The 20562-nt window shown below is 44.6% G+C and carries 14 protein-coding genes; 6 read left to right on the top strand and 8 right to left on the bottom strand.

The window, feature by feature from the left end; genetic code table 11:
- Position 1 precedes the first annotated feature (1 nt).
- Both QUA83_RS10945 and QUA83_RS10950 read right to left on the bottom strand, forming a co-directional pair.
- Positions 2 to 1054, bottom strand: a complete 1053-nt coding sequence (locus QUA83_RS10945) for a fatty acid desaturase (protein WP_333293188.1) — start codon at positions 1052 to 1054, stop codon at positions 2 to 4.
- Positions 1055 to 1311: 257 nt separating this feature from the next.
- Complete coding sequence (locus QUA83_RS10950; RefSeq protein WP_333251484.1) at positions 1312 to 1572, bottom strand: hypothetical protein; 261 nt, start codon at positions 1570 to 1572, stop codon at positions 1312 to 1314.
- 138 nt (positions 1573 to 1710) lie between these two features.
- Here QUA83_RS10950 and thrC point away from each other — a divergent pair, with 138 nt between their 5' ends.
- Positions 1711 to 2835, top strand: a complete 1125-nt coding sequence (gene thrC, locus QUA83_RS10955) for a threonine synthase (protein WP_333293190.1) — start codon at positions 1711 to 1713, stop codon at positions 2833 to 2835.
- Between the two features lie 579 nt (positions 2836 to 3414).
- Positions 3415 to 4269 (top strand): formyltetrahydrofolate deformylase, encoded by an 855-nt coding sequence (gene purU / locus QUA83_RS10960; protein WP_333293192.1) that lies wholly within the window; start codon positions 3415 to 3417, stop codon positions 4267 to 4269.
- A 137-nt stretch (positions 4270 to 4406) separates the two neighbouring features.
- Here the strand turns inward: purU and QUA83_RS10965 are convergent, their stop codons facing one another.
- Both QUA83_RS10965 and QUA83_RS10970 read right to left on the bottom strand, forming a co-directional pair.
- Positions 4407 to 5396, bottom strand: coding sequence for a mechanosensitive ion channel family protein (locus QUA83_RS10965; RefSeq protein ID WP_333293194.1), 990 nt, complete (start codon positions 5394 to 5396; stop codon positions 4407 to 4409).
- A gap of 415 nt (positions 5397 to 5811) precedes the next feature.
- Positions 5812 to 6447, bottom strand: coding sequence for a hypothetical protein (locus tag QUA83_RS10970; protein WP_333293195.1), 636 nt, complete (start codon positions 6445 to 6447; stop codon positions 5812 to 5814).
- A 129-nt stretch (positions 6448 to 6576) separates the two neighbouring features.
- Here QUA83_RS10970 and QUA83_RS10975 point away from each other — a divergent pair, with 129 nt between their 5' ends.
- Entirely contained in the window at positions 6577 to 7593 is a 1017-nt protein-coding gene (locus QUA83_RS10975; RefSeq protein WP_333293197.1) for a YihY/virulence factor BrkB family protein, read from the top strand.
- Between the two features lie 368 nt (positions 7594 to 7961).
- Positions 7962 to 8624 carry a hypothetical protein gene (locus QUA83_RS10980; protein ID WP_333293198.1) on the top strand — a complete coding sequence of 221 codons (663 nt, stop codon included), beginning with the start codon at positions 7962 to 7964 and terminating at the stop codon, positions 8622 to 8624.
- A 331-nt stretch (positions 8625 to 8955) separates the two neighbouring features.
- Here QUA83_RS10980 and QUA83_RS10985 read toward each other — a convergent pair whose 3' ends face one another.
- The 3 genes from QUA83_RS10985 to QUA83_RS10995 form a co-directional block, all read right to left on the bottom strand.
- Positions 8956 to 14229 (bottom strand): AAA family ATPase, encoded by a 5274-nt coding sequence (locus tag QUA83_RS10985; RefSeq protein WP_333293200.1) that lies wholly within the window; start codon positions 14227 to 14229, stop codon positions 8956 to 8958.
- A gap of 249 nt (positions 14230 to 14478) precedes the next feature.
- Positions 14479 to 16503, bottom strand: a complete 2025-nt coding sequence (locus QUA83_RS10990) for an FAD-dependent oxidoreductase (RefSeq protein ID WP_333293202.1) — start codon at positions 16501 to 16503, stop codon at positions 14479 to 14481.
- 174 nt (positions 16504 to 16677) lie between these two features.
- Positions 16678 to 16968: a hypothetical protein gene (locus tag QUA83_RS10995; RefSeq protein WP_333293204.1), complete on the bottom strand. Its 291-nt coding sequence runs from the start codon at positions 16966 to 16968 to the stop codon at positions 16678 to 16680.
- Positions 16969 to 17175: 207 nt separating this feature from the next.
- On the opposite strand from QUA83_RS10995, the gene QUA83_RS11000 reads away from it, so the two are divergent.
- Positions 17176 to 17352, top strand: a complete 177-nt coding sequence (locus tag QUA83_RS11000; RefSeq protein ID WP_333029546.1) for a ribbon-helix-helix domain-containing protein — start codon at positions 17176 to 17178, stop codon at positions 17350 to 17352.
- Between the two features lie 53 nt (positions 17353 to 17405).
- Positions 17406 to 17582: a ribbon-helix-helix domain-containing protein gene (locus QUA83_RS11005; RefSeq protein WP_333293206.1), complete on the top strand. Its 177-nt coding sequence runs from the start codon at positions 17406 to 17408 to the stop codon at positions 17580 to 17582.
- A 117-nt stretch (positions 17583 to 17699) separates the two neighbouring features.
- Here the strand turns inward: QUA83_RS11005 and clpB are convergent, their stop codons facing one another.
- On the bottom strand, positions 17700 to 20315 hold the full coding sequence (gene clpB / locus QUA83_RS11010) for an ATP-dependent chaperone ClpB (RefSeq protein WP_333293208.1): 2616 nt from the start codon (positions 20313 to 20315) through the stop codon (positions 17700 to 17702).
- Positions 20316 to 20562 lie beyond the last annotated feature (247 nt).

Here is a 20562-nt window from a genome sequence, read left to right on the forward strand (position 1 = left end):
CTTACTTGGTTTGAGCGTTAAATTCCTGCAATGTTTGATAGCCACCAGCGGGATTGTACAAGTGACAGTTGTCGGCAATCCGCTTCATTAAAGACCAAGAAAATTCTGTTTCGTAGAGATGATCTTGCCAATTTTCCTTTAAGCTGCTGTGGGCGAGGCGCAAATTGTACCAGGGAATAGCAGTTGAAAGGTGGTGGGGAACGTGTACGTTAATGTCGTGGCACAGAAACTCTACCCAGCGGGGATAATCGCAGTGAACTGTTCCCGATAGTTGCGCTTGGGCTTCGTTCCATTCTTCGGGTTCTTGAAATGAAATGTCTGGTGCTGTGTGGTGAACGATCGTAAAAGTGCTCATCCAGAAATGGTAAACCAGCCAGGGCATCAACCAAAATTTGACAAATCCCCAAATGCCTGTGGTTGCAATTAAAATCGGGAATCCGATCGCAGCACCGATTAAAACGACAAAAACTGAAAACCGCACTTGTTCTTGTTTCTGTTGACCTTTGAACCGCCACCACATAAAGTGTACTTTGGCCCAGTGGGCGATCGAGCCGATCCACCACATCCGACCGAAAATTAAACTATAAGCTAGTTGTAAAGCCTTGGGCGCGCCAGTGTAGTCTGCTGCTGTCATCGGGTGCCAAGCATTATCTTCGCCAAGTTTATTGGTGTGCTTGTGGTGATAATTGTGGCCGTGCCGCCATGCGTGAAACGGATAAATTAACGGCAGAAATGCAATATGTCCGACTAAATCGTTTACCCAGCGGCGGTTAGCAAATGACCGGTGCCCGCAGTCGTGGCCGATCACAAAAAAACCGGTTAATCCGGTTCCTGTGAAAATCCACATTAGGGGTAGTAGAAACCAAGGAGATACTGCTATGCCCCAATAACCAACAGCAACGAGTAAAACGTTGACGATTACTTTTGTCCAAGCTTTGCGGGGGTTTTTGACGAATACTTCCCGCGGCAGGGTTTTGAGAATATCTTTGAGGCGCAGGTTGGAGGTGTCACTTGCGGATGTCAAATTTAGTGGTTTTTCGATCGATGCTGTCATAAACTGATTTCGATTCTCCGTATGCCATGAGGATGGCTTAACAAATTAGCGCAATAAAAAAGCGCCGTAAAATGTCAGCTCGTTGCCAGCAAGCAGCAGACGAGTTGAGCTGTAGGCAAGCGCGTTTTAGCAAAAGCTAGCGATCGCTATCCGCAGTTAGGAATTTCTAGCACTTTTGGCAAAAAACACTGCGGGTAGCAAAACATTCGTTTTTATAACACAGGGCCAGGACAATTAGCATTAGCGACTGTTGTCAGCTAATTGCTGTTCCTGCCAGAAATGGGGTCGATCTCCCGCAAGCCAGCGATCGAGCGCTGTTTGAGGCTTTGCACTTCCAGCAGCAAGGATTCGATTTCCGCTTGCAAGTGCAGGAACTTAACTTGCTGATCGGCTTGGTAGGGGCACTTCACTGAATTTACTTTGCGGGCAAAACTGGTCGATAGCGTAGAAGAACTAGCCATTTCGGGATTGCTCGCGGTAACTTGAGGCCGGGAAAGAGTCGATGAATTATTTGACATTAGTAATTGGGTAGACATATCTACACATTCACACCATTAAGTTACTTTAACCTGAACCGATCGTATTAAACATCAAATTAACCGATCGAGCTAAAATTAGTGTAAATTCTTCGGCCATTGCCTAAAACCATTGACACCGTGACCCTGATTCTACCTGCTACTGACTCTGCTGCTAACTCTGCTGCCCGCGCCGCCGAGCCGAAACGCTACGGCTGGCCCGGCTTGATCGAAGCTTATCGCCCCTACCTGCCGGTCACAGAAACCACGCCGGTAGTGACCCTCCAAGAAGGCAATACTCCCCTGATTCCAGCACCTGCGATCGCCTCTCTCATCGGTAGAGACGTGCGCGTCTTGGTCAAATACGACGGCCTCAACCCCACTGGTAGTTTCAAAGACCGGGGGATGACAATGGCGATTTCCAAGGCAAAGGAAGCTGGTGCCGAAGCTGTAATTTGCGCCAGTACCGGCAATACTTCGGCCTCCGCTGCCGCCTACGCCCGACGCGGGGGAATGCGAGCTTTCGTGTTGATTCCCGAAGGTTACGTGGCTTTGGGCAAGCTGGCGCAAGCTTTGCTTTACGGTGCGGAAGTAATTTCGATTGGGGGAAATTTCGATCGGGCTTTAGAAATTGTCCGCGAAATGGCTGTTAACTACCCCGTGACATTGGTCAACTCCGTGAATCCTTACCGCTTGGAAGGTCAGAAAACCGGAGCTTTTGAAGTCGTTGATGCCTTGGGCGATGCCCCCGACTGGCTGTGCATTCCCGTCGGAAATGCGGGAAACATCACAGCATACTGGATGGGTTTTTGTCAATACCACCAAGCCAAAAAATGTTCGCGCCTGCCGCAGATGATGGGATTTCAAGCCGCCGGGGCTGCGCCGTTGGTAACGGGCTCACCGGTATCGCACCCAGAAACCCTGGCGACAGCAATTCGGATCGGCAACCCTGCTAGCTGGAAACAGGCGATCGCAGCTTCCGAAGCCAGCCGCGGCAGTTTTGCCGCAGTCACCGACGCCGAAATTCTCGACGCTTACCGTTTGTTAGCATCGCAGGAAGGAATTTTCTGCGAACCGGCGAGTGCAGCTTCTGTGGCCGGTTTGCTGAAGGTAAAAGACCAAGTTCCGACTGGGGCGACGGTGGTTTGCGTGCTGACTGGTAACGGTTTGAAAGACCCGGATACCGCAATTAATCACAGCAACAATCTATTTAAAAGCGGCATTGCTCCGACTTTGGATGCAGTAGCTGGGGCGATGGGATTTTAAGAAATTAGTTGACAGTTGTCAGTTGTCAGTTGTATTCTTTGTGTCCTCTGTGGTTCATTTAAACTAAGATATTGCACCGGTGGTCAACAACCTGTAGGGGCGGGTTCACCAACAATATCTAACAAGTACCAACAATCTGAATAAACCCGCCCCCACCCAACAGTAAATCGCAATCTACCTCTTTTAAGATACAAGGGGCTGCTTCCTCAATAGCTTTCAAGGATACCAAAAGACTAAAAAACCCGCCCCCACCCCGCGCGAAAGTCCTCGATTGATATTGTTGTAAGATATCAGTTTAAATTCACATCTTGCACCAATATAAGAAACAGGCAAGATGCCTGTTCCACTCTTAGTTAAAATCTTTTGTGGGGAGTAGGGGTTGGGCCGAAGAGCCCGCCCGTAAGCCCATCGAAACAGGCAAGATGCCTGTTCCACAAAATATAAATTTTCTTGTGGAACAGGCATCTTGCCTGTTCATAAAAGGCTAATTGAGAATGGTGCAACATCTCAGTATCAATAAACTCCTGTGATATCACTTTTTTATCAATAAATTCAGCGAGACAATTTTGTCATTATCTTATGACTAGCCCTACTGCAACCCTGTTAATTGCCTGTCCCGATCGCAAAGGACTCGTCGCCTTACTTGCCAATTTTATCGCGTCCCACAACGGCAATATTATCCACGCAGATCACCATACAGATTTTACCGCCGGATTATTTCTGAGCAGGCTAGAATGGCAATTAGATGATTTTGACTTAACCACCGAACAAATAACACCTGCTTTTAGTGAAATTGCCAAGGATTTACAAGCCAATTGGCAACTGCATTTCTCCCAGAAAATTCGACGCATCGCAATCTGGGTCAGCCGTCAAGATCATTGTTTATTAGACTTGATTTGGCGACAGCGAGCGCAAGAAATCAGAGGTGAAATTCCCCTGATAATCAGCAACCATGAAAATTTAAAGCCCATTGCCGCACAATACGGTATTGACTTTGAGTATATTCCCATTACTAAAGACAATAAAGCTATTCAAGAAGCACAACAGTTAGAACTTCTTAAAAAATATAAAATTGATTTAGTGGTTTTGGCTAAATATATGCAAATTTTGAGTCAAGACTTTATCAGAAATTTTCCCAATGTGATTAATATTCACCATTCATTTTTACCCGCGTTTGTGGGTGCAAATCCCTACGAAAGGGCTTATGAAAGAGGGGTAAAAATTATCGGTGCAACAGCCCACTATGTTACACCTGATTTAGATGCGGGCCCGATTATCGAACAAGATGTTGTGCGCGTCAGTCACCGCGATGAAGTGTCTGATTTGGTTCGCAAAGGTAAAGATTTAGAAAGGGTTGTGTTAGCAAGAGCGGTGCGATATCATTTACAAAATCGTGTTTTAGTTTACGGCAATCGGACTGTGGTTTTTGCTTGAAAGTTAGGTATCATATCAATCCTGGTTTGTTACTCCTTCGATCGCTCGGCGAGTGATATCAATTCCGGTTGCACGATCGCAGTGTAGCGACTCCCAAAGTTTTCTCAACTTGATATTTTTCATAAATTGTGACGCGGTTAAGATTGTCCGTTGTCCTCAAGTTGCGATCGCCTTTCGACCAGTTTTCGCAAAGAGCGACCCCTACGACGAGGTTTCGGAACTTTACTTTTGCCCGCGGGCCATCCTTCACGCTGCTGCGAGCGATCGCCATCTGTCTCTTCGGCTTGATCGTGGAACAAAATGTTCCGCGTGGGATAAGGCAAATCGAGGCCGTTTTCCACATATAGCTTTTTTTTAATAGCAGAAATTACCTTGTCGCGCGATCGCAGATCGTCAATTCGGCGCGGCGGAGCAATCCACCACCGAACGCGGATATTGACGGTACTTTCTGTTAACTCCATCGCCAGCACATCGGGTTCAGGAGCTTTCAAAACCTCCTTCAGGCTGTACAGTGCTTCCAGGATTAACTGCTTGGCGTGGTCAATATCGTCGCCGTAACCAATACTAATATCGTATTCCATGCGGCGTTTATCGAAAGCAGTATTCACTGTCACCGTATTCGTAAACAATTCGGCATTAGGAATGACAATCCGCCGACCATCATAGGTTTGGATTGTTGTAGCGCGCGTCTCAATATTTTCTACCGTTCCCTCAAAGTTTTTAAACACAATTTGGTCATCGATTCGGAACGGTTCCGTCAACAGAATTAGGATACCTGCTAAGAAGTTTTGCAAGATATCGCGAAAGGCAAAACCAATCGCCACCCCGCTAATTCCAAGCAGTTGCACCAAATCGCCAGCTTTCAATGTGGGAATTATAATCGAAAGAGAAATAAATAGACCAACTAGAACGATCAGACTCTGGGCTAACCGTCCTAACACCAGCCCCAAATTTCGAGCTTGGTGGTGCTTCCGGGTAACTCGCCTGACCACTCTCTTAATTTGCCGACCCACAAAGTAAAAAATTGCAAAGACAATTAACGCCAGCACAATATTAGGCAGCATGATCAGAAAGCCGTCGATCATGCTCTGAATCTTTTTCCAGACTAGGGATATCTCTGCCCTCATGAAGTTTCCTCGCGCATCAGTCGTTGTCGATAGTAGTAGAATCTAGCTCGATTAAGTTCTATCTAAAGACTGTAGGTTGGTACGACGCGAGGAAGATTTTTTGGCAGTCCTCAAAATTTTGAATGCGGATTATAGGTTGGGATGTAGTACATTTACATCGATTAGTAGATTATCCGTAGATGCGGAATAATATCAACTCAGCCCTTCATCGGAATTATTCATCTCTCTTCCCTTCCTCTGTATCCTCTGCGTCCTCTGTGGTTTAATCATTCCGATAGAACCGGAATTGAATATCATCAAGAAGCTGAGAAATTAATGCCGCTTAATTGCAGTAAAAGCAAAAACAACACATCGGTAACTAAATCCCACCTGCGAAGGGGACTCGCCATGACGACAATTCCTGAATTTTTAACTCCTAATTCCCAAAGGGCGGTAAATCGAGTAACTGATTTTTAGAAGGTGGAAGTTGGGCGGGATTTTTGCCTGTTTGGGAGGAAGTTTGGCGGATTTCCAGAGCAGTTTCGCCAGGATTTGCAGTGCGAGTAGGTACTATTTCTAAAGAATATACTGTCTCCGTTTTTGCAGGGGCAGGATTTTGGGCTTTCGTGAGCAAGTCAACGGCATCTCCGAGGGCGCTAGTTAAATTTTTGCTAGTTTCGGCGTGACGGGCTTCTTCTTGTTTGAGGGCTTGAGTGAGTTGTTTAACTTGTTCGATCGCCCGATCGCGCTCTTCGAGAACTTCTGCTAACTTAGCTTTAAGTTCGCCAACTGTTTGCAGTTGTTCCACTTCCTGCTGGCGAGCAACTCCACCATCGTCGCCTTCGGGCATAATGGGGGAAAAATTTTGTAATTGCTGTATTTGTGCTTCCAGAGAAGCGATGCTTTGCTGAGTTAATTTAGCATCATTCCGCCGCTGCTCGGCTTCAGTATTGTATAGTTGGCGCCACTGAGCGGCACTTTCACCTGCCTCATCTCGATCGCGCGAAACTTCTGTTAACTGCTGTTGCAGCCGCTTGATTTCATCTAACCACTGTCTGACATCCTGAGCCATAATATTGATTTTAGATTTTAGATTTTAGATTTTAGATTGGGGAATTGGGAATTGGCAATTGCGAGTTGATAATGGCTTAATTAATTAACGACTTGTGTATCTCATCTTTCGCCCCATTGCCTGTGCGCTATGAACATTTTTTACTGGTTGCGCTACCTGATTTTAGCTTTGTTTAAGGCATTTTTGAGGCTGCTTCGAGCTCTCAAACGGAAATTTGGGGGTTTTTGGCTGTTTTGTCGGTGTTTGACTTGGGGCACGCTCAAGGAAGTCGGCGCGAAGGCGGGAGAACAGCGCTTGCCGGGGCTGTCTGCGGAAATGGCCTACAATTCTATGCTGGCGCTGTTTCCGGGGCTGTTGGCTATCTTATCTGCGATCGCTCTGTTTGAACCTTTGCAGTCAACACTTTATCAAATCGCCCGTCTTTTGGGCGAAATTATACCCGATGACGTGCGGAAGTTGATTGGTGGCTTAATCAAAGAAATTCTGTTAACTCGCAGTAAAGGGCTGTTTTCGGTGAGCTTTCTTGGGGCGATTTGGGCATTTTCTGGAGTAATGAGCGCGGCGATGGCTGCACTCGATCGCATCCATGAAATCCCCAGCCCTCGAACTCGACCATTTTGGAAAGCAAAACTTATTTCTCTGGCGCTGAGTATCGGCACAATTATACTATTGATTCTAGCATCGGGAGTAGTATTTGTCAGCGACTTAATTGTACAAGCTATTGCCCGTCAGAGTTGCTTGCTGGAGTCCGTCGCCAATTGCAATTTAAAAGATGTTCAAAATTGCTTGCTACTCGCCAGCACTTGCCCTTTGGAGTCGCAACTGTTAGGTGTTTGGCGGCTGTGGCGGTGGCCGATTTCTTTGGGAATTGTATCACTGGCTTTTGCCTTTGTTTACCGCTACGGGCCTAGCCGCCGTCAACCAGATATTCCTATTTTTTCTGGAGCTGTTTTTGCTGCTATTTTGTGGGCGCTATTTTCAGCTTTATTTCGGTTTTATGTTTTGCATTTGGGCAATTACAGTTGGACTTACGGCACGATCGGAACTTTTATTGTGTTGCTGCTGTGGCTCGATCTTTCTTCTTTGGTGATGCTGATCGGCGCTCAATTGAATGTGACAGTGGGAAAGGCAATGAAACTAAAATAACGGGCATTGGGCATTGGGCATTGGGCATTGGGCATTGGGCATTGGGCATTGGGCATTGGGCATTTGTTATTTGTTATTTGTTATTTGTTATTTGTTATTTGTTATGACAACAGTGAACAGTGAACAGTGAACAGTGAACAGTGAACAGTCAAAAAACTCTTATTAATTACCGGATGCTGGCTTACCGACGGAGTAAAGTGCTGAGGATACCCGCAACAAAAGACAACAAAATTAGTATCCAGATAACACCACCGGGAATGAATGTCAATATTCCAACACCTCTGAGAATCCAAACTAGGAGGGTGAGGCCCAAGATAGTCCAAAAGATGCGGGTAGATAGTCGCATTTGAAATCTAGGAGAATTAGTCATGTTGAATGTTAAAGTTTTGTCTGGATCAATGATAGCTGCTTTGCTGGCGATCGGCAGTTACCTCACCTTAATTTCGGTTCCCGGTTCCGCTATTGCACCTGGGGGTGCAAATAAGCTGGGAGAAGTGGCAAAAACTGCTCAAAAAACACCTGCTGCAAGTTTAACAATTTCCGATCGCACAATTGGAGCGGCGAAGGTGGGGATGACTTTCGGACAATTGAAAAAGGCCCTGGGTTCCACGGCGCAGTTTAAAGTAGAGTCTCCTTTTATGGTAGACTTTGATTCTGTGGCAGTTAGTCGATCGGGAAAAGTGCAATATCGGATTATCTACGCTGCGGGTACAAAGCTAAAAGATACCGATGTTATTGAACTTTTGATGACGGATAATTCTAGTTATAAAACAGTTCAGGGCGTCGGGCCGGGAATGACTTTGAAACAAGCTGAGGCAATTTACGGCAAAGCTACTTTATCTTATAACGTGGATAATGAAATGAGAGAAGGGGTTATATTTGCCAAGCAACCCACTAGAAACATTATGTTTGTTCCCCAGGCTAAAGGGAAACAATTTGCGGGAGTTTATGGCGCTGGCAAAGGGGGATTTTATCAGACTAATAAATATCACACCAATGCTGTAATTAAGTCGGTAATGGTGCGGAAGTGAATTAGTTAATAATACTAAGTTTAGGAAATTTCTGAGTCCGCCTTTCACGGAGTTTACCCGCTCCTGTAACGAAGGGTTGGAGGGTAAACTGCGGCGGACGAAAGTTGGTGTAGTTTGACCTCTTACACTCCTGGACGCACAGACTCTATCTTGCGGGTGCGCCGAAGCGCACCTTACCGCTATAACTAGCGTTTCACAACACTTGGGGCGTAAATCCTGCTCTGACTCGAATAACGAGCCTTGCATATAAGCGCTTCTTGTGGCTTTCGCCTACGAGTTTGAGGTCAAAAAAAGTGGTTTCAACCGCCTAGTCCCTAGGGTTAAAAACCCCTCACTTTTGTTTAATTACTAATAAAGTAATATCATCAAAAACCTTCTGAGTGCCAATATACTGCCTCACATCATCAATCACAGCTTCACGAATCTCTAGGGCCGAGCGCTGATGATTTTCAACTACCACTTGGCACAGCCTTTTTAATCCGTACTGCATTTTATTAATATCTCTAGCTTCAGGAATTCCATCCGTATAAAGCACTACCACATCTCCGGGATTTAACTGCACTTCTGTTTGAGCAATAAAGTCGCCAATTTCTTCCGTTAAGCCAATGGGAAAGCCTAAATCCATCGTGTCTATGCACTCGAGTTTGCCATCAGCGCGCACCACGATCGTTTCCTCATGTTGTCCGCTTAACTTGAGGAAGCCTCCGGCGTAGTCTAAGATGGCTAAAGTCATGCTTTTATCGGAGTCAATGCGCTGGAGATTGTCATAAAGAGTCTGGTTTATGACATCTAAAAATTTTACGGCATCGGTTTCGTTCATTTTCTGAAGCGTCCTGACTGCCGTTTGTGCCATAATCATCAACACCCCACTTTCTAAACCGTGTCCGGTAACGTCTCCAATGCTAATTTTTACTCGCTCGTCCTGTTGCAATACGTCGTAGTAATCGCCGCCCACTTCATCGGCGGGTTCCATAAATCCAGCTATTTCTAAGCCTTCAATAGTTTCTAGTTCCGATTGTTTTGGCAACACCATTTGTTGCAGTTTTTTGACAATATCAAGTTCCGCACTCATTCGCAGATTGTCTTTTTTGAGGAGTTCATTGAGAGTGATAATTTCTTGATTAGCTTGAGCTAGTTGAGCAGTTCTTTCGTTAACTTTATCTTCTAAAGTTTGATAGAGACGGGCATTTTCGAGGGAGATTGCTGCTTGAGTAGAGAGAATTTTTAATACTTCCAGTCGAGCGCGCGTAAATACTCCCTCAGCCCAGTTATTTTCCAGATAGATTAGGCCAATAAACTGACTGCGATACAGTAGGGGTACAGATAAAATGGATTTTGTTTGTTGGGAAATAATGTAAGGATCGTTAACAAATAAACCTTGACGGCTAGCATTTTCTAACACTACAGATTCTTGAGTTTTATACACGTATTGGATGAGCGATAAAGGCAAGCGATCGCTATTGTTAATATTCAATTCGATGCCTGTATTAATTTCCTCAGCTCCAACTTCGGCTATCGCTTTGATGATTAAATTTTCCTCTTCTAATAAAATTAAATATCCCCGTTGCGCCCCGGCATTTTCCATCGCTAATTTGAGTAATTTATCGATTAATTTATCTAAGAGAATCTCGCCAGAAATGGCTTGAGAGACTTTGACGATCGTACCAATATCAAGCAAATTAGCATATTTACTGCTAGAAGAGGTGTTAGATAATGTAATAGTTGTCTCCGCATTTTGCACTGTCGATCGAATGCGGGGAAAAGTGATTAATAGGGCTTCCGCTTTGGCGAATGCGCCCCAACTGCGATAGGCATGATAAGCATCAGCGAGGTAGTCGAGGGCAAATTTATCCCTCCCTATTGCCAGGTAAAATTCTCCTGCCCTTTCCAAACCGATTGCTACTTCTTGAATAAAACCATTCTGACGTGCTAATTCGATCGCTCGATCGTAGTACATCATGGCGGGTACTACATCCCCTAAAACTCGCGCTTTTTCTGCTAGTAATAACTCGTACTTACTTTGATAATTCATGGGGGCGTGACTCGCCCAAACTTGGATTTGTTGCAGGTTATTTTCAATTTTCTGTAAAACCTGTTCGGGCGGCTCAGTTACTGTTAGTTGATGATAACAGGCTAAACGCACGAGAGTATCGTAAAAAATATAACCTCCCGCTAACATTGAAGCCGTGGCAGAAGCCTCGTATTGGGCCGCAGTATTACTCTGAACTAGGGCAGCGGCATAATCTTTGCAAAAGTAAGCCAACACGGTTTGAGCAAAATGCAGGAAAAACAAAAACATTCCATTTTGAATCGTCTCGATATGTTGTCTGTCTTCCTCACTCAAGCTGGCTCCAACTAACTGCTCTTTCTGCTGATTTTTGCCTTGGAGATTTAAGGTAAGTTGATGCCAAATTTTTGCCGGATATAACCCATTTTCTTGTTGAATTTTATCCAAAAACTCTATATAATTTGCTTGCTTGTCTCCTACCATATCGAGAACTTCACCAGTTAGCATTAAATAGCCACAAGAAAACATATAGCAATAAGTAATGTAGACAAAATCTCCTGTTTCTAAGCCCATTTGAATTGTCTCAATAAAGGCGGGAACAGTTTGTCGATGAGGTTCTTGCCAATGACCAATAAAAGAGTTAAACAGCATATAAATTTTGCATTTTAACTCCGGGGCCGGATATTGTTCTAAAATTTGCAGGGATACTTTACCTGAATGGTAGCCCGTGGGTATATCTGCCAAGGGGCCGCACAACATTAAACCATACATTCCATAGGCATACGCGGCTAAAGCTGAATGACCGAACTCTAAGCATAAATTTACCATTTTGAAAACAATATATGGTAGTAAATCAGGTCGGGATTGATAGGCTGGCCCGGTGATAATGGTTAAGATTTGCAGGACGGCAACTTGCGCGCGATCGGTCATTGCTGGGAAATTTGCGAGTTCGCCTAAACTCGGTACAGGGCGAATCAACCGCAGTTCTTCAGGATTTTGAACGAGGGGATAACCTAATAGTTCAATTAAGGGTAAAGCCGTATCGATCGCCTCGATCATTTGATTTTGGCTGATTTGGAACTGCACTGTGATTTCGGCAATTTTGACTCTATCGAATACCGTTTTTGCCTTCGCTAGTGCAATTTCTGATAGCTGTTGTGCAGTATTAAAATTAGCATTTAAATATTCTACTTCAACGGCTTCTGTGTAGAGATTTAAACTTAAATCGTAGTGCGTTTCCCAACTGCGATCGTTGAGGAGTTGTAAACCTGCAGGCAGATATTTCTGGGCGGCTTCGTAAGCACTAGCCAATTTGGCTTTGCGCCCTGCCATTAAATTCAGTTCTGCTAGTTGGTAGCGTTCCCTAAGATCCGTAATTAATTCGGAACCCCTATTTAATTGATTGACAATATCAAATATTTTTTCTTCGAGTTCTACCGGACTGGTATTCTGCAGTAATAAGCGCCCAACTTGCAAGTGAACTGTTTTTTTCCGATCGTCAGGAATCAGATCGTAAGCGGCTTGTTGCACTCGATCGTGGAGGAATTTGTAGTCGATCGCCAAATCGGCAAAATTTTCTAATACTTTAGGAATTTTATAAGCATCGCTTAAAGGTACAATTAAACCTGTTTGCAAAGCCTCCCACAATTCAGCGGCAGTAACAGAGGGAGATTGATCGTTAATTACAGCAAGCACCGCCAGATCGAAGGAATTACCCGCACAGGCACCTAATTTGATAACGTTTTGCGTCTGTAGCGAGAGTTTTTGAATTTTACTAATCATTAAATCTACTACATTTTCAGTTATGCCAACTTCCTGAATTTGTGCTAAGTCCCATTCCCATTCTCCTGAATCGGCGACAAATCGAATGAAATTTTCCAAATATAGATAGCGTAACAACTGCGTTAAAAAGAAAGGATTACCAGCCGTTTTTGCGAGAAGTAGTTCTGCTAAAGACTGAGCTTTGGTGAGAGAGCACTTTAAAGTATCGGCGACAATTTGCTTGACGTGAACCAGGCTTAAAGGATTGAGCGTAATGGTTTCTATTCTCGTACCGCAAGAGCGAATATCGTCCGCGGCGATGATAAAGGGGTGGGTGGGACTTACTTCGTTATCTCGGTAAGCACAAATGATTAGTAAGTGATGAGTATCAGCGTCGCTAGTTAGGAGTTTAATTAAGTTTAAAGAAGCCGCATCCGCCCATTGTAAATCATCCAGAAATATCACTACAGGATGTTCTTTTTGGGTGAAAACATTAATAAATTTTTTGAAAGTCAAATTAAAGCGGTTTTGGGCTTCAGATAGAGGTAGGGGAGTGAGGGCTGGTGGTTCGCCAATAATTAATCCGACTTCGGGAATGACATCTACAATAACCCGCGCATTGCTTGCTAATGCTGTCTTAATTTTCTGCTGCCAGTTAGCGATATTTTCTGGGGTTTCAGTTAATAGTTGACGCACCAATTGTTTAAAGGCTTGGATTAGGCAATCGTAGGGAACATTGCGCTTGTATTGATCGAATTTGCCTGAAATAAAGTACCCTCTTTGTCGGACTATCGGCTTGTTAATTTCATTGATGAGAGCAGATTTGCCAATCCCGGAGTAACCTGCAACTAAACTGAGTTCAATGCTTCCATTGGCGATGCGTTCAAAAGCTGACATCAGTAAGGCTACTTCAGCTTCTCGGCCATAAAGTTTTTGGGGAATTTCAAAATGCTCTAATAAGTCTTGTTGAGCGAGGGGGAAATTTTCAATTTTTCCAGTTGTTACTAATTGATGCAAACAAGCTTCTAAGTCGGATTTAATACCGGAAGCACTTTGATAACGTTCTTCGGCATTTTTGGCGAGCAGTTTCATGACTAATAAAGAAATTGCTTCGGGGATTTCTGGTTTGATTTGATGGGGAGGAATGGGTGATTTAGCGATATGAGAGTGGACTAATTCAAGCGGATCTGTGCTGGTAAAAGGTAACTCTCCTGTCAGCATTTCGTAGAAGCTAACTCCGAGAGAGTAGAAGTCTGTGCGATAGTCGATCGCGCGATTCATTCTGCCCGTTTGTTCCGGGGACATATAGGCGAGAGTGCCTTCTATTAGGTTGGGATTATTAACTGTGGGATTTTCTTTGGAGAGTTGGGAAGAAATGGCAAAATCGGTAATTTTGACCTGATGCGCGAGCGGGTCAATGATGATATTTTGGGGTTTAATGTCCTTGTGAATGATGTGGTGTTGGTGCAGTTGATGCAGAATAGTAGTTAATTGAATGCCAATGGTTAAGCATTCGCTTAAATTGAGGGGGCGATCGGTCATGAAGTCAGTTAAAGATTGACCGTCAAAGTCTTCTAAAACTAGCAGGGGATAATTGCGGTAAGTTTCTAAGCTGTAAGGCTTAACTATTCCTTCAATCTCTAGATTTTTTATTACTTCATATTCGTGTTTTAACTTGGCAATCTCGGTAATAGTAGGATATACCGATTGCAATATTTTTAAAATAACCGGAGTACGATCGCTTACTTTATAGGCGCGATAAACTTGCGTACTTTGACTTTGGTAAATTAATGCCGTAACTTGATAGTTGGGGATTTTCGGTAATGCAATTGTCATATTTTTTAGTGGAGTAATTGTTGTTTATATACTCCTTATGTGGATTAATGGGAATTGGGAGATAGGAAAAGCTAATTTTTTAGAAAATTGACATTCACCCTACTATAGCGAGTTTAAATGAGTTGTGTAATTTTTGTAGGGGCGATCGCACTGCGATCGCCCCTCATCGCCACATAGCAAAAATGATTTAGAGGCGCTATAGATGATTTGGCACTTCTGTACTCCAACGATACAGGCGATCGGCGGATTTTATCTCGATACACCGTGACGCCAACGATTGCCGATCGATAAGATTTGCCACACGCTTAACAAAATCTGCTGTAACATCATCAGCCACCAAGGGATCTCTTTCTTCCAAGGCAAACCATTTTGGTAGCGGTATCGATCGTGCCAGCGCCATAAAACTAAAATCCAAGGCTCGTGTAAGTCCCAAATTTTACAGTAGGGAACTTGTACCCCCGCCGCATTAACGATCGCATTAACAGCGCGTCTAGCCGCTTCATTTGCCCCTTCCATTGTAGCTAAATCTGTATTGGTGCGGACGTAATCCGATGCGAGGAAAAAGTTAGGGATCTTAGTGTAAGCGTGGGGACGCAATTGCCACGTATTCACCAAGTTAACTAGCAACGGTTCGGCATTGACATTAGTAGGAATTTTGAGGCAGGTAATGTAATAAAGTATACCATGTCGCTCTTTTTGTTGGATAAATCCTTTGTTGGCAAGGAGGTCGAGTTGGATGCGGGCGATGGCGGTATAATCGGGTGGCGTTGAGGTAGTATCTTGGCTGTGGAGATAGGAGGCTACTTCATCGAGCGAAACTTCTGTTTTGGGTGAAATCCAGTTAAATAAATCGTGCAGAGATTCTGGGAGAAATTCATCGAGAAGGGTTTGAGTAACCATCGATCGAGGTGTAGCAATATCGGGGTCCATAAACCAAGAATGGAGATTGTCATCGGTGAGAATTTCTTGCCCTTCCACGTTCAGGCTTCTTTTTAATTGCGCCCAAATTTCGTCTTTAATTTCTTCTGGGCTAGAGATGTAAGCGGGTTGCTTAATTTTGATGCCGATCGAGTTTTCTGTGGCGGCGACTTTACCTGTATTGGGATCGGTAAAAAAGCCCCAATCTGAAGCGATCGCAGAAATTATCCCTTTCACCGTGCCGTCACCGTATTGACTCCAATCGAATTTTTGCCAAAATTGTTTTTGAGAAATTGAAGTTAAAGCCCAAGGTGTATCGGTATATAAGACATGGCCTTCAGTTACAGGGATGTCTTTTTTTAAATAGAATTGTATCCCATTCATCCAAGCCGTGCTGATACTCAAACGTTTAATATTTGCCAAAGTGGGGTCAATGCTCACCATCCCATCGCTTAGTAATCCCGCCATCATTTCTACAGGCATGGCAGCGATGTAATAATCTCCCCGCACTTGCAATTCGCCTCCATCTTTAGTTTCAATCGTTACGCTTTCGATCCGCCCATCTTCACAGGCGATCGTTTTGACTTTTGCTTCTAAATTATACTCTACTCCTTGCTCCTGTAAATAGTTTAACCAAGGCTGAATCCACACATCATTTGTTGGCCCGTCCAATAGTAAATCGCTGCTGATTCCCGGTTCAACAATATCTAATAATAGTTGTATAAAAATATCCCCCATTGTCTTGGTACTTGCCAGTTTCGCCCGGGAAGCAACTAGAGATGTAGTGATTCCTTTAGCTAAAAGATTTTGATAAGCTAAGGAACGATGTGCAGCATCGACATACTCCCACCAAGGCAGTTGTTCGTATTCTCCCAAACGGCGTTCTTGACAACTGGTGATTAATTGCCAAGTGCGCTCAGCAAAAAACTCGATATCCTCGGTAGAAATATCCGTATCTTTTTCGGACAAAATGTCTTTTAAAATCACTTTTAAATCGTCAAGACTACGGGGGAATCGGGAAATAACCTGAATGCCAGCCTTGTCAAATCGAGCAATTTCGAGGCGAGAAGTTTGAGAGAGATTATCATAAACACCCTGTCTGTTATCTTGATAGGGAATGCGTTTCATTGTATCGGTAACATGGCAGTAAAATCGAGGGAAAAAACGAAATCCGTGTTCTCCTGGTAAGTCTTTTCTGCCATCTTTGCCGCTACCTTGATAGGGAATACTGCGGGCTTTCCCGCCGGGAATAGATTTCTGTTCATAAATCTTTACCTGAAATCCTCTTTCCACTAATTCGTGAGCGGCACTCATGCCGGCAATACCGCCACCTAAGATAATTACTGTCGGCTTCATAAACATGACCTGCCTGCTAGTGAAAGGGTTATTAATAATTATATAGTCAGACGCTCGCCTTATCGAAAAATCCAGAAAAAAGGGTTGATGGAGTTTTGTTCGGAAAATTGTAGTCTTTAGGCCACCGCAGTGTAAATTTTTATTTGGCTAAAATGGTACGGACGATCGCCCTTACTAAAAAAAGATCGATCGCCAACTCGAACTAACAGAAACTAGCGGAAAAATTACAATCCATAACGCGCTAGTGAGGATATTGTCAGGGATCTCGCCCGCTGCTGCTAAACGGTGACGATCGCCACTGCGATCGAACACAACCTCAAACTTGACGTGGGGTATAGTTTGACGCAGAAACTGAAAATGCCCGTCTGCATCGGAACGACTGCGGAAGCGGGCAACAATTATCCATTGCTCAGAGGGTAACAAACGGGCGATCGCCCAACAGTGCAAGCGGTCTTTGTAAGTCATAATTGAATACACTCCATTGATATTTTTGGAGCCAGAGCCAGCCCGGAACCTTGGACAGTAAGGGGCTGGCTTCTGACTTTTTAGGATCTGAACCCTATATACACTTATAGCATCATTTGATGTTATTCGATGCAATTAACATAAAATTATAGAAAATGATGTTAGAGTGTAAAATTAAAGACAATTGAAGTAAAACCATGCCAGCCCATGCCTTCACGAATGCGAGTTACAGTTACACTGCCAGAAGACGTTCATCAAGCCTTGTCTGAATGGGCCGAAGAAGAAGATAGAACCCTTGCAAACCTGCTATCCCATGTGGCAGCTAAAGCAGTCAGAGAGCGCCAAGAGCAGAAAAAGGAAGAATCAGAAAGCGATCGCCCTTAAGCGATGGCCACGGCGTAAGATGGAGTGTGTTGAGATGTTTTGCAGTACAAGGAATGGCTTCACGGGGACGAGTTACCGCATACTTGCCAGAGGAGATTCAAAAAGCTCTGGAAGAATGGGCAGAAGAAGAAAGCAGATCCGTTAGCAGTTTGGCCACGTACCTGCTGACTAAATCTGTTCGAGAACGTCAAGAACAGAAAAAAGATAAATCAGAAAGCGATCGCCCTTAAGAACGATCGCCCGCAATCCCATCCGCGTGCATCCGCGTCCATCCCCCTACATCTGCGGTAAAAAAAAGAACCATCGCCTCAAAAAAATAAGGTGGGCCGCAGCCCACCCTACCCAAATTATTTCGCAGTCACCAACTGTGCCGGCAGCCGCTTAAATGCCAACCTTTCATTCTCGATATCCACAAAAATCGTATCTCCATCGGCAAAATCTCCCCGCAAAATACCCTTCGCCATTTGCGTTTCTAACTCGCGTTGAATTCCCCGCTTCAAAGGCCGCGCACCGTAAACCGGATCGTAACCTATTTCTGCTAAGAAATCGATCGCAGATTCCGACAATTTCAGAGACATTTTGCGTTCAGTCAACCGTTTTTCCAAGCGCTTCACTTGCAACAGCACAATCTGCCGCAGTTCCGTCTTACTCAAACCGTGGAAGATAATCATCTCATCAATCCGGTTCAAGAATTCCGGGCGGAAAGTTCCCCGCATCGCTTCCATCACCCGACTCCGCATTTGTTCGTTATCTCCCGCCACATCTAAGATGTATTGAGAGCCGACATTCGATGTCATAATAATCACAGAATTCTTAAAGTCTACTGTGTGACCTTGAGCATCGGTAACGCGGCCGTCATCCAGAATTTGCAGCATGATGTTGAATACATCCGGGTGCGCTTTCTCGATTTCATCGAATAGAATCACGGAGTAAGGACGGCGGCGCACAGCCTCAGTTAATTGTCCGCCTTCATCGTAGCCGACGTATCCCGGAGGCGCACCAATTAACCGCGAAACCGCGTGTTTCTCCATGTATTCCGACATATCAATTCGCACGATCGCTTCTTCGGTGTCGAACAGATAAGACGCTAATGCTTTCGCCAACTCGGTTTTACCAACACCCGTGGGGCCGAGGAAGATAAAACTCGCAACCGGACGATTTGGATCGGCTAAACCTGCGCGCGATCGCTGAATTGCATCTGCAACCGCAGTCACCGCTTCATCCTGTCCAATTACCCGCTTGTGCAGTTCATCTTCCAAGTGCAGAAGTTTCTGCATTTCCGATTCAACTAACTTGCTGATCGGAATTCCCGTCCACTTGGAAATAATCTCCGCAATGTCACCTTCTGTAACTTCTTCCCGCAGCAAAGTTTTACCTGTGGTTTGAGTTGCTGAAAGTTGAGCTTCTGCTTCTTGCAATTGTTTTTGCAGTTCAGTTAACTTGCTATATTTCAACTCAGCAGCACGGTTCAGGTCATATTTTAATTCAGCTTGCTGAATTTCAATATTCACCTTATCAATCTGTTCTTTAATCTTTTGAATGTTGCCGATGACACCTTTTTCCGATTGCCACTGGGCATTCAAAGCGCTTTGCTGTTCCTTGAGGTTTGCTAAGTCTTTTTCCAGTCTTTCCAAACGTTCGATCGAAGCAGCGTTACTTTCTTTTTGCAGCGACAGTCTTTCCATTTCTAGCTGCAAAATCCTGCGATCGATTTCGTCTAGTTCTTCCGGTTTGGAGGTAATCTCCATTTTGAGTTTAGCGGCTGCTTCGTCCACTAAGTCAATGGCTTTGTCTGGAAGGAAGCGATCGCTAATATATCGAGTAGACAAAGTAGCCGCCGCCACTAAGGCGCTGTCAGAAATTTTAACGCCGTGGTGAACTTCGTAGCGTTCTTTCAAGCCCCGCAAAATCGAGACAGTATCTTCAACTGTCGGTTGGTCAACATAAACTTGTTGAAAACGGCGTTCTAGTGCCGCATCTTTTTCGAGGTACTTGCGGTATTCGTCGAGAGTTGTAGCGCCGATACAGCGCAATTCTCCCCTCGCTAACATGGGTTTAAGTAAGTTACCGGCATCCATCGAGCCTTGAGTTGCGCCGGCACCGACAACGGTGTGAATTTCATCGATAAATAAGATGACTTTGCCGTTGCTGTCCATCACTTCTTTGAGCACGGCTTTCAAGCGTTCTTCAAATTCTCCCCGGAATTTTGCCCCGGCAATTAATGCGCCCATATCTAAGCTAATTAATTGTCTGTCTTTGAGAGATTGTGGCACATCTCCGGTGATAATTCGCTGGGCGAGTCCTTCGGCGATCGCAGTTTTTCCTACTCCCGGTTCCCCAATCAATACCGGGTTATTTTTGGTGCGACGGCTCAAAATTTGAATCGTGCGGCGGATTTCGTCATCCCGTCCGATTACCGGATCGAGTTTGCCTTGACGCGCGGCTTCAGTCAAATCTCGGCCGTATTTTTCCAGCGCTTCGTATTTGCCTTCTGGATTTTGATCGGTCACTTTGTTCTTCCCCCGGACTTGGGTAATGATATCTTTGAGCTTGGCTTCATCTAGTTTAAATTCTTGTAGTAAATTTTTGCCGAAACGATCGTCGTTAACGTAACCTAGTATCAAATGCTCGATCGATATAAATTCATCGCCGTACTCTTTTCGGTAAGTTTCGGCGCGATCGAGCAAAGTGTCGAGAGAACGACCTAGATAAACGTTGCCGCCGCTTCCAGTAATTTTCGGCTGGCGACTGATAAACTCATCAGTGCGATCGCGCAATTTTGCTACGGAAACTCCCGCTTTGTTAAATAAGCTGCTAGCAAGTCCCGATTCTTGTTCCAGCAAAGCTTTCATCAAATGTTCGCTTTCTAGCTGCTGCTGCTGACCTGCTTTGACGATTTCGGGGGTGCGCGCGAGGGCTTCCCAGGCTTTTTCTGTAAATTGGTTTGGATTATTCGGTTGCATAAATTTTAATTCCCTGCATTAAAAATGATGATTGCTGTAGAGGCAATTGCTCGATCGCCCGTACAATTGTCATTGTAGGGAGTTGCAGAGGGGGGGCGGATCGGTGTTCCCCTATCTTGAGATAGGTATTTCCGTCCTTGGTTGCAGTCCCTCGCAAGGAAAAGCAAACTTTTGCGCCTAAAAGTTGGACTCTTGGATAAGACTGAGATGTTGCACCATTGTCAATAAGCTTTTATGAACAGGCTTT

The sequence above is a fragment of the Microcoleus sp. K1-B1 genome (assembly GCF_036704705.1).
Classification (GTDB): Bacteria; Cyanobacteriota; Cyanobacteriia; order Cyanobacteriales; family Microcoleaceae; genus Microcoleus.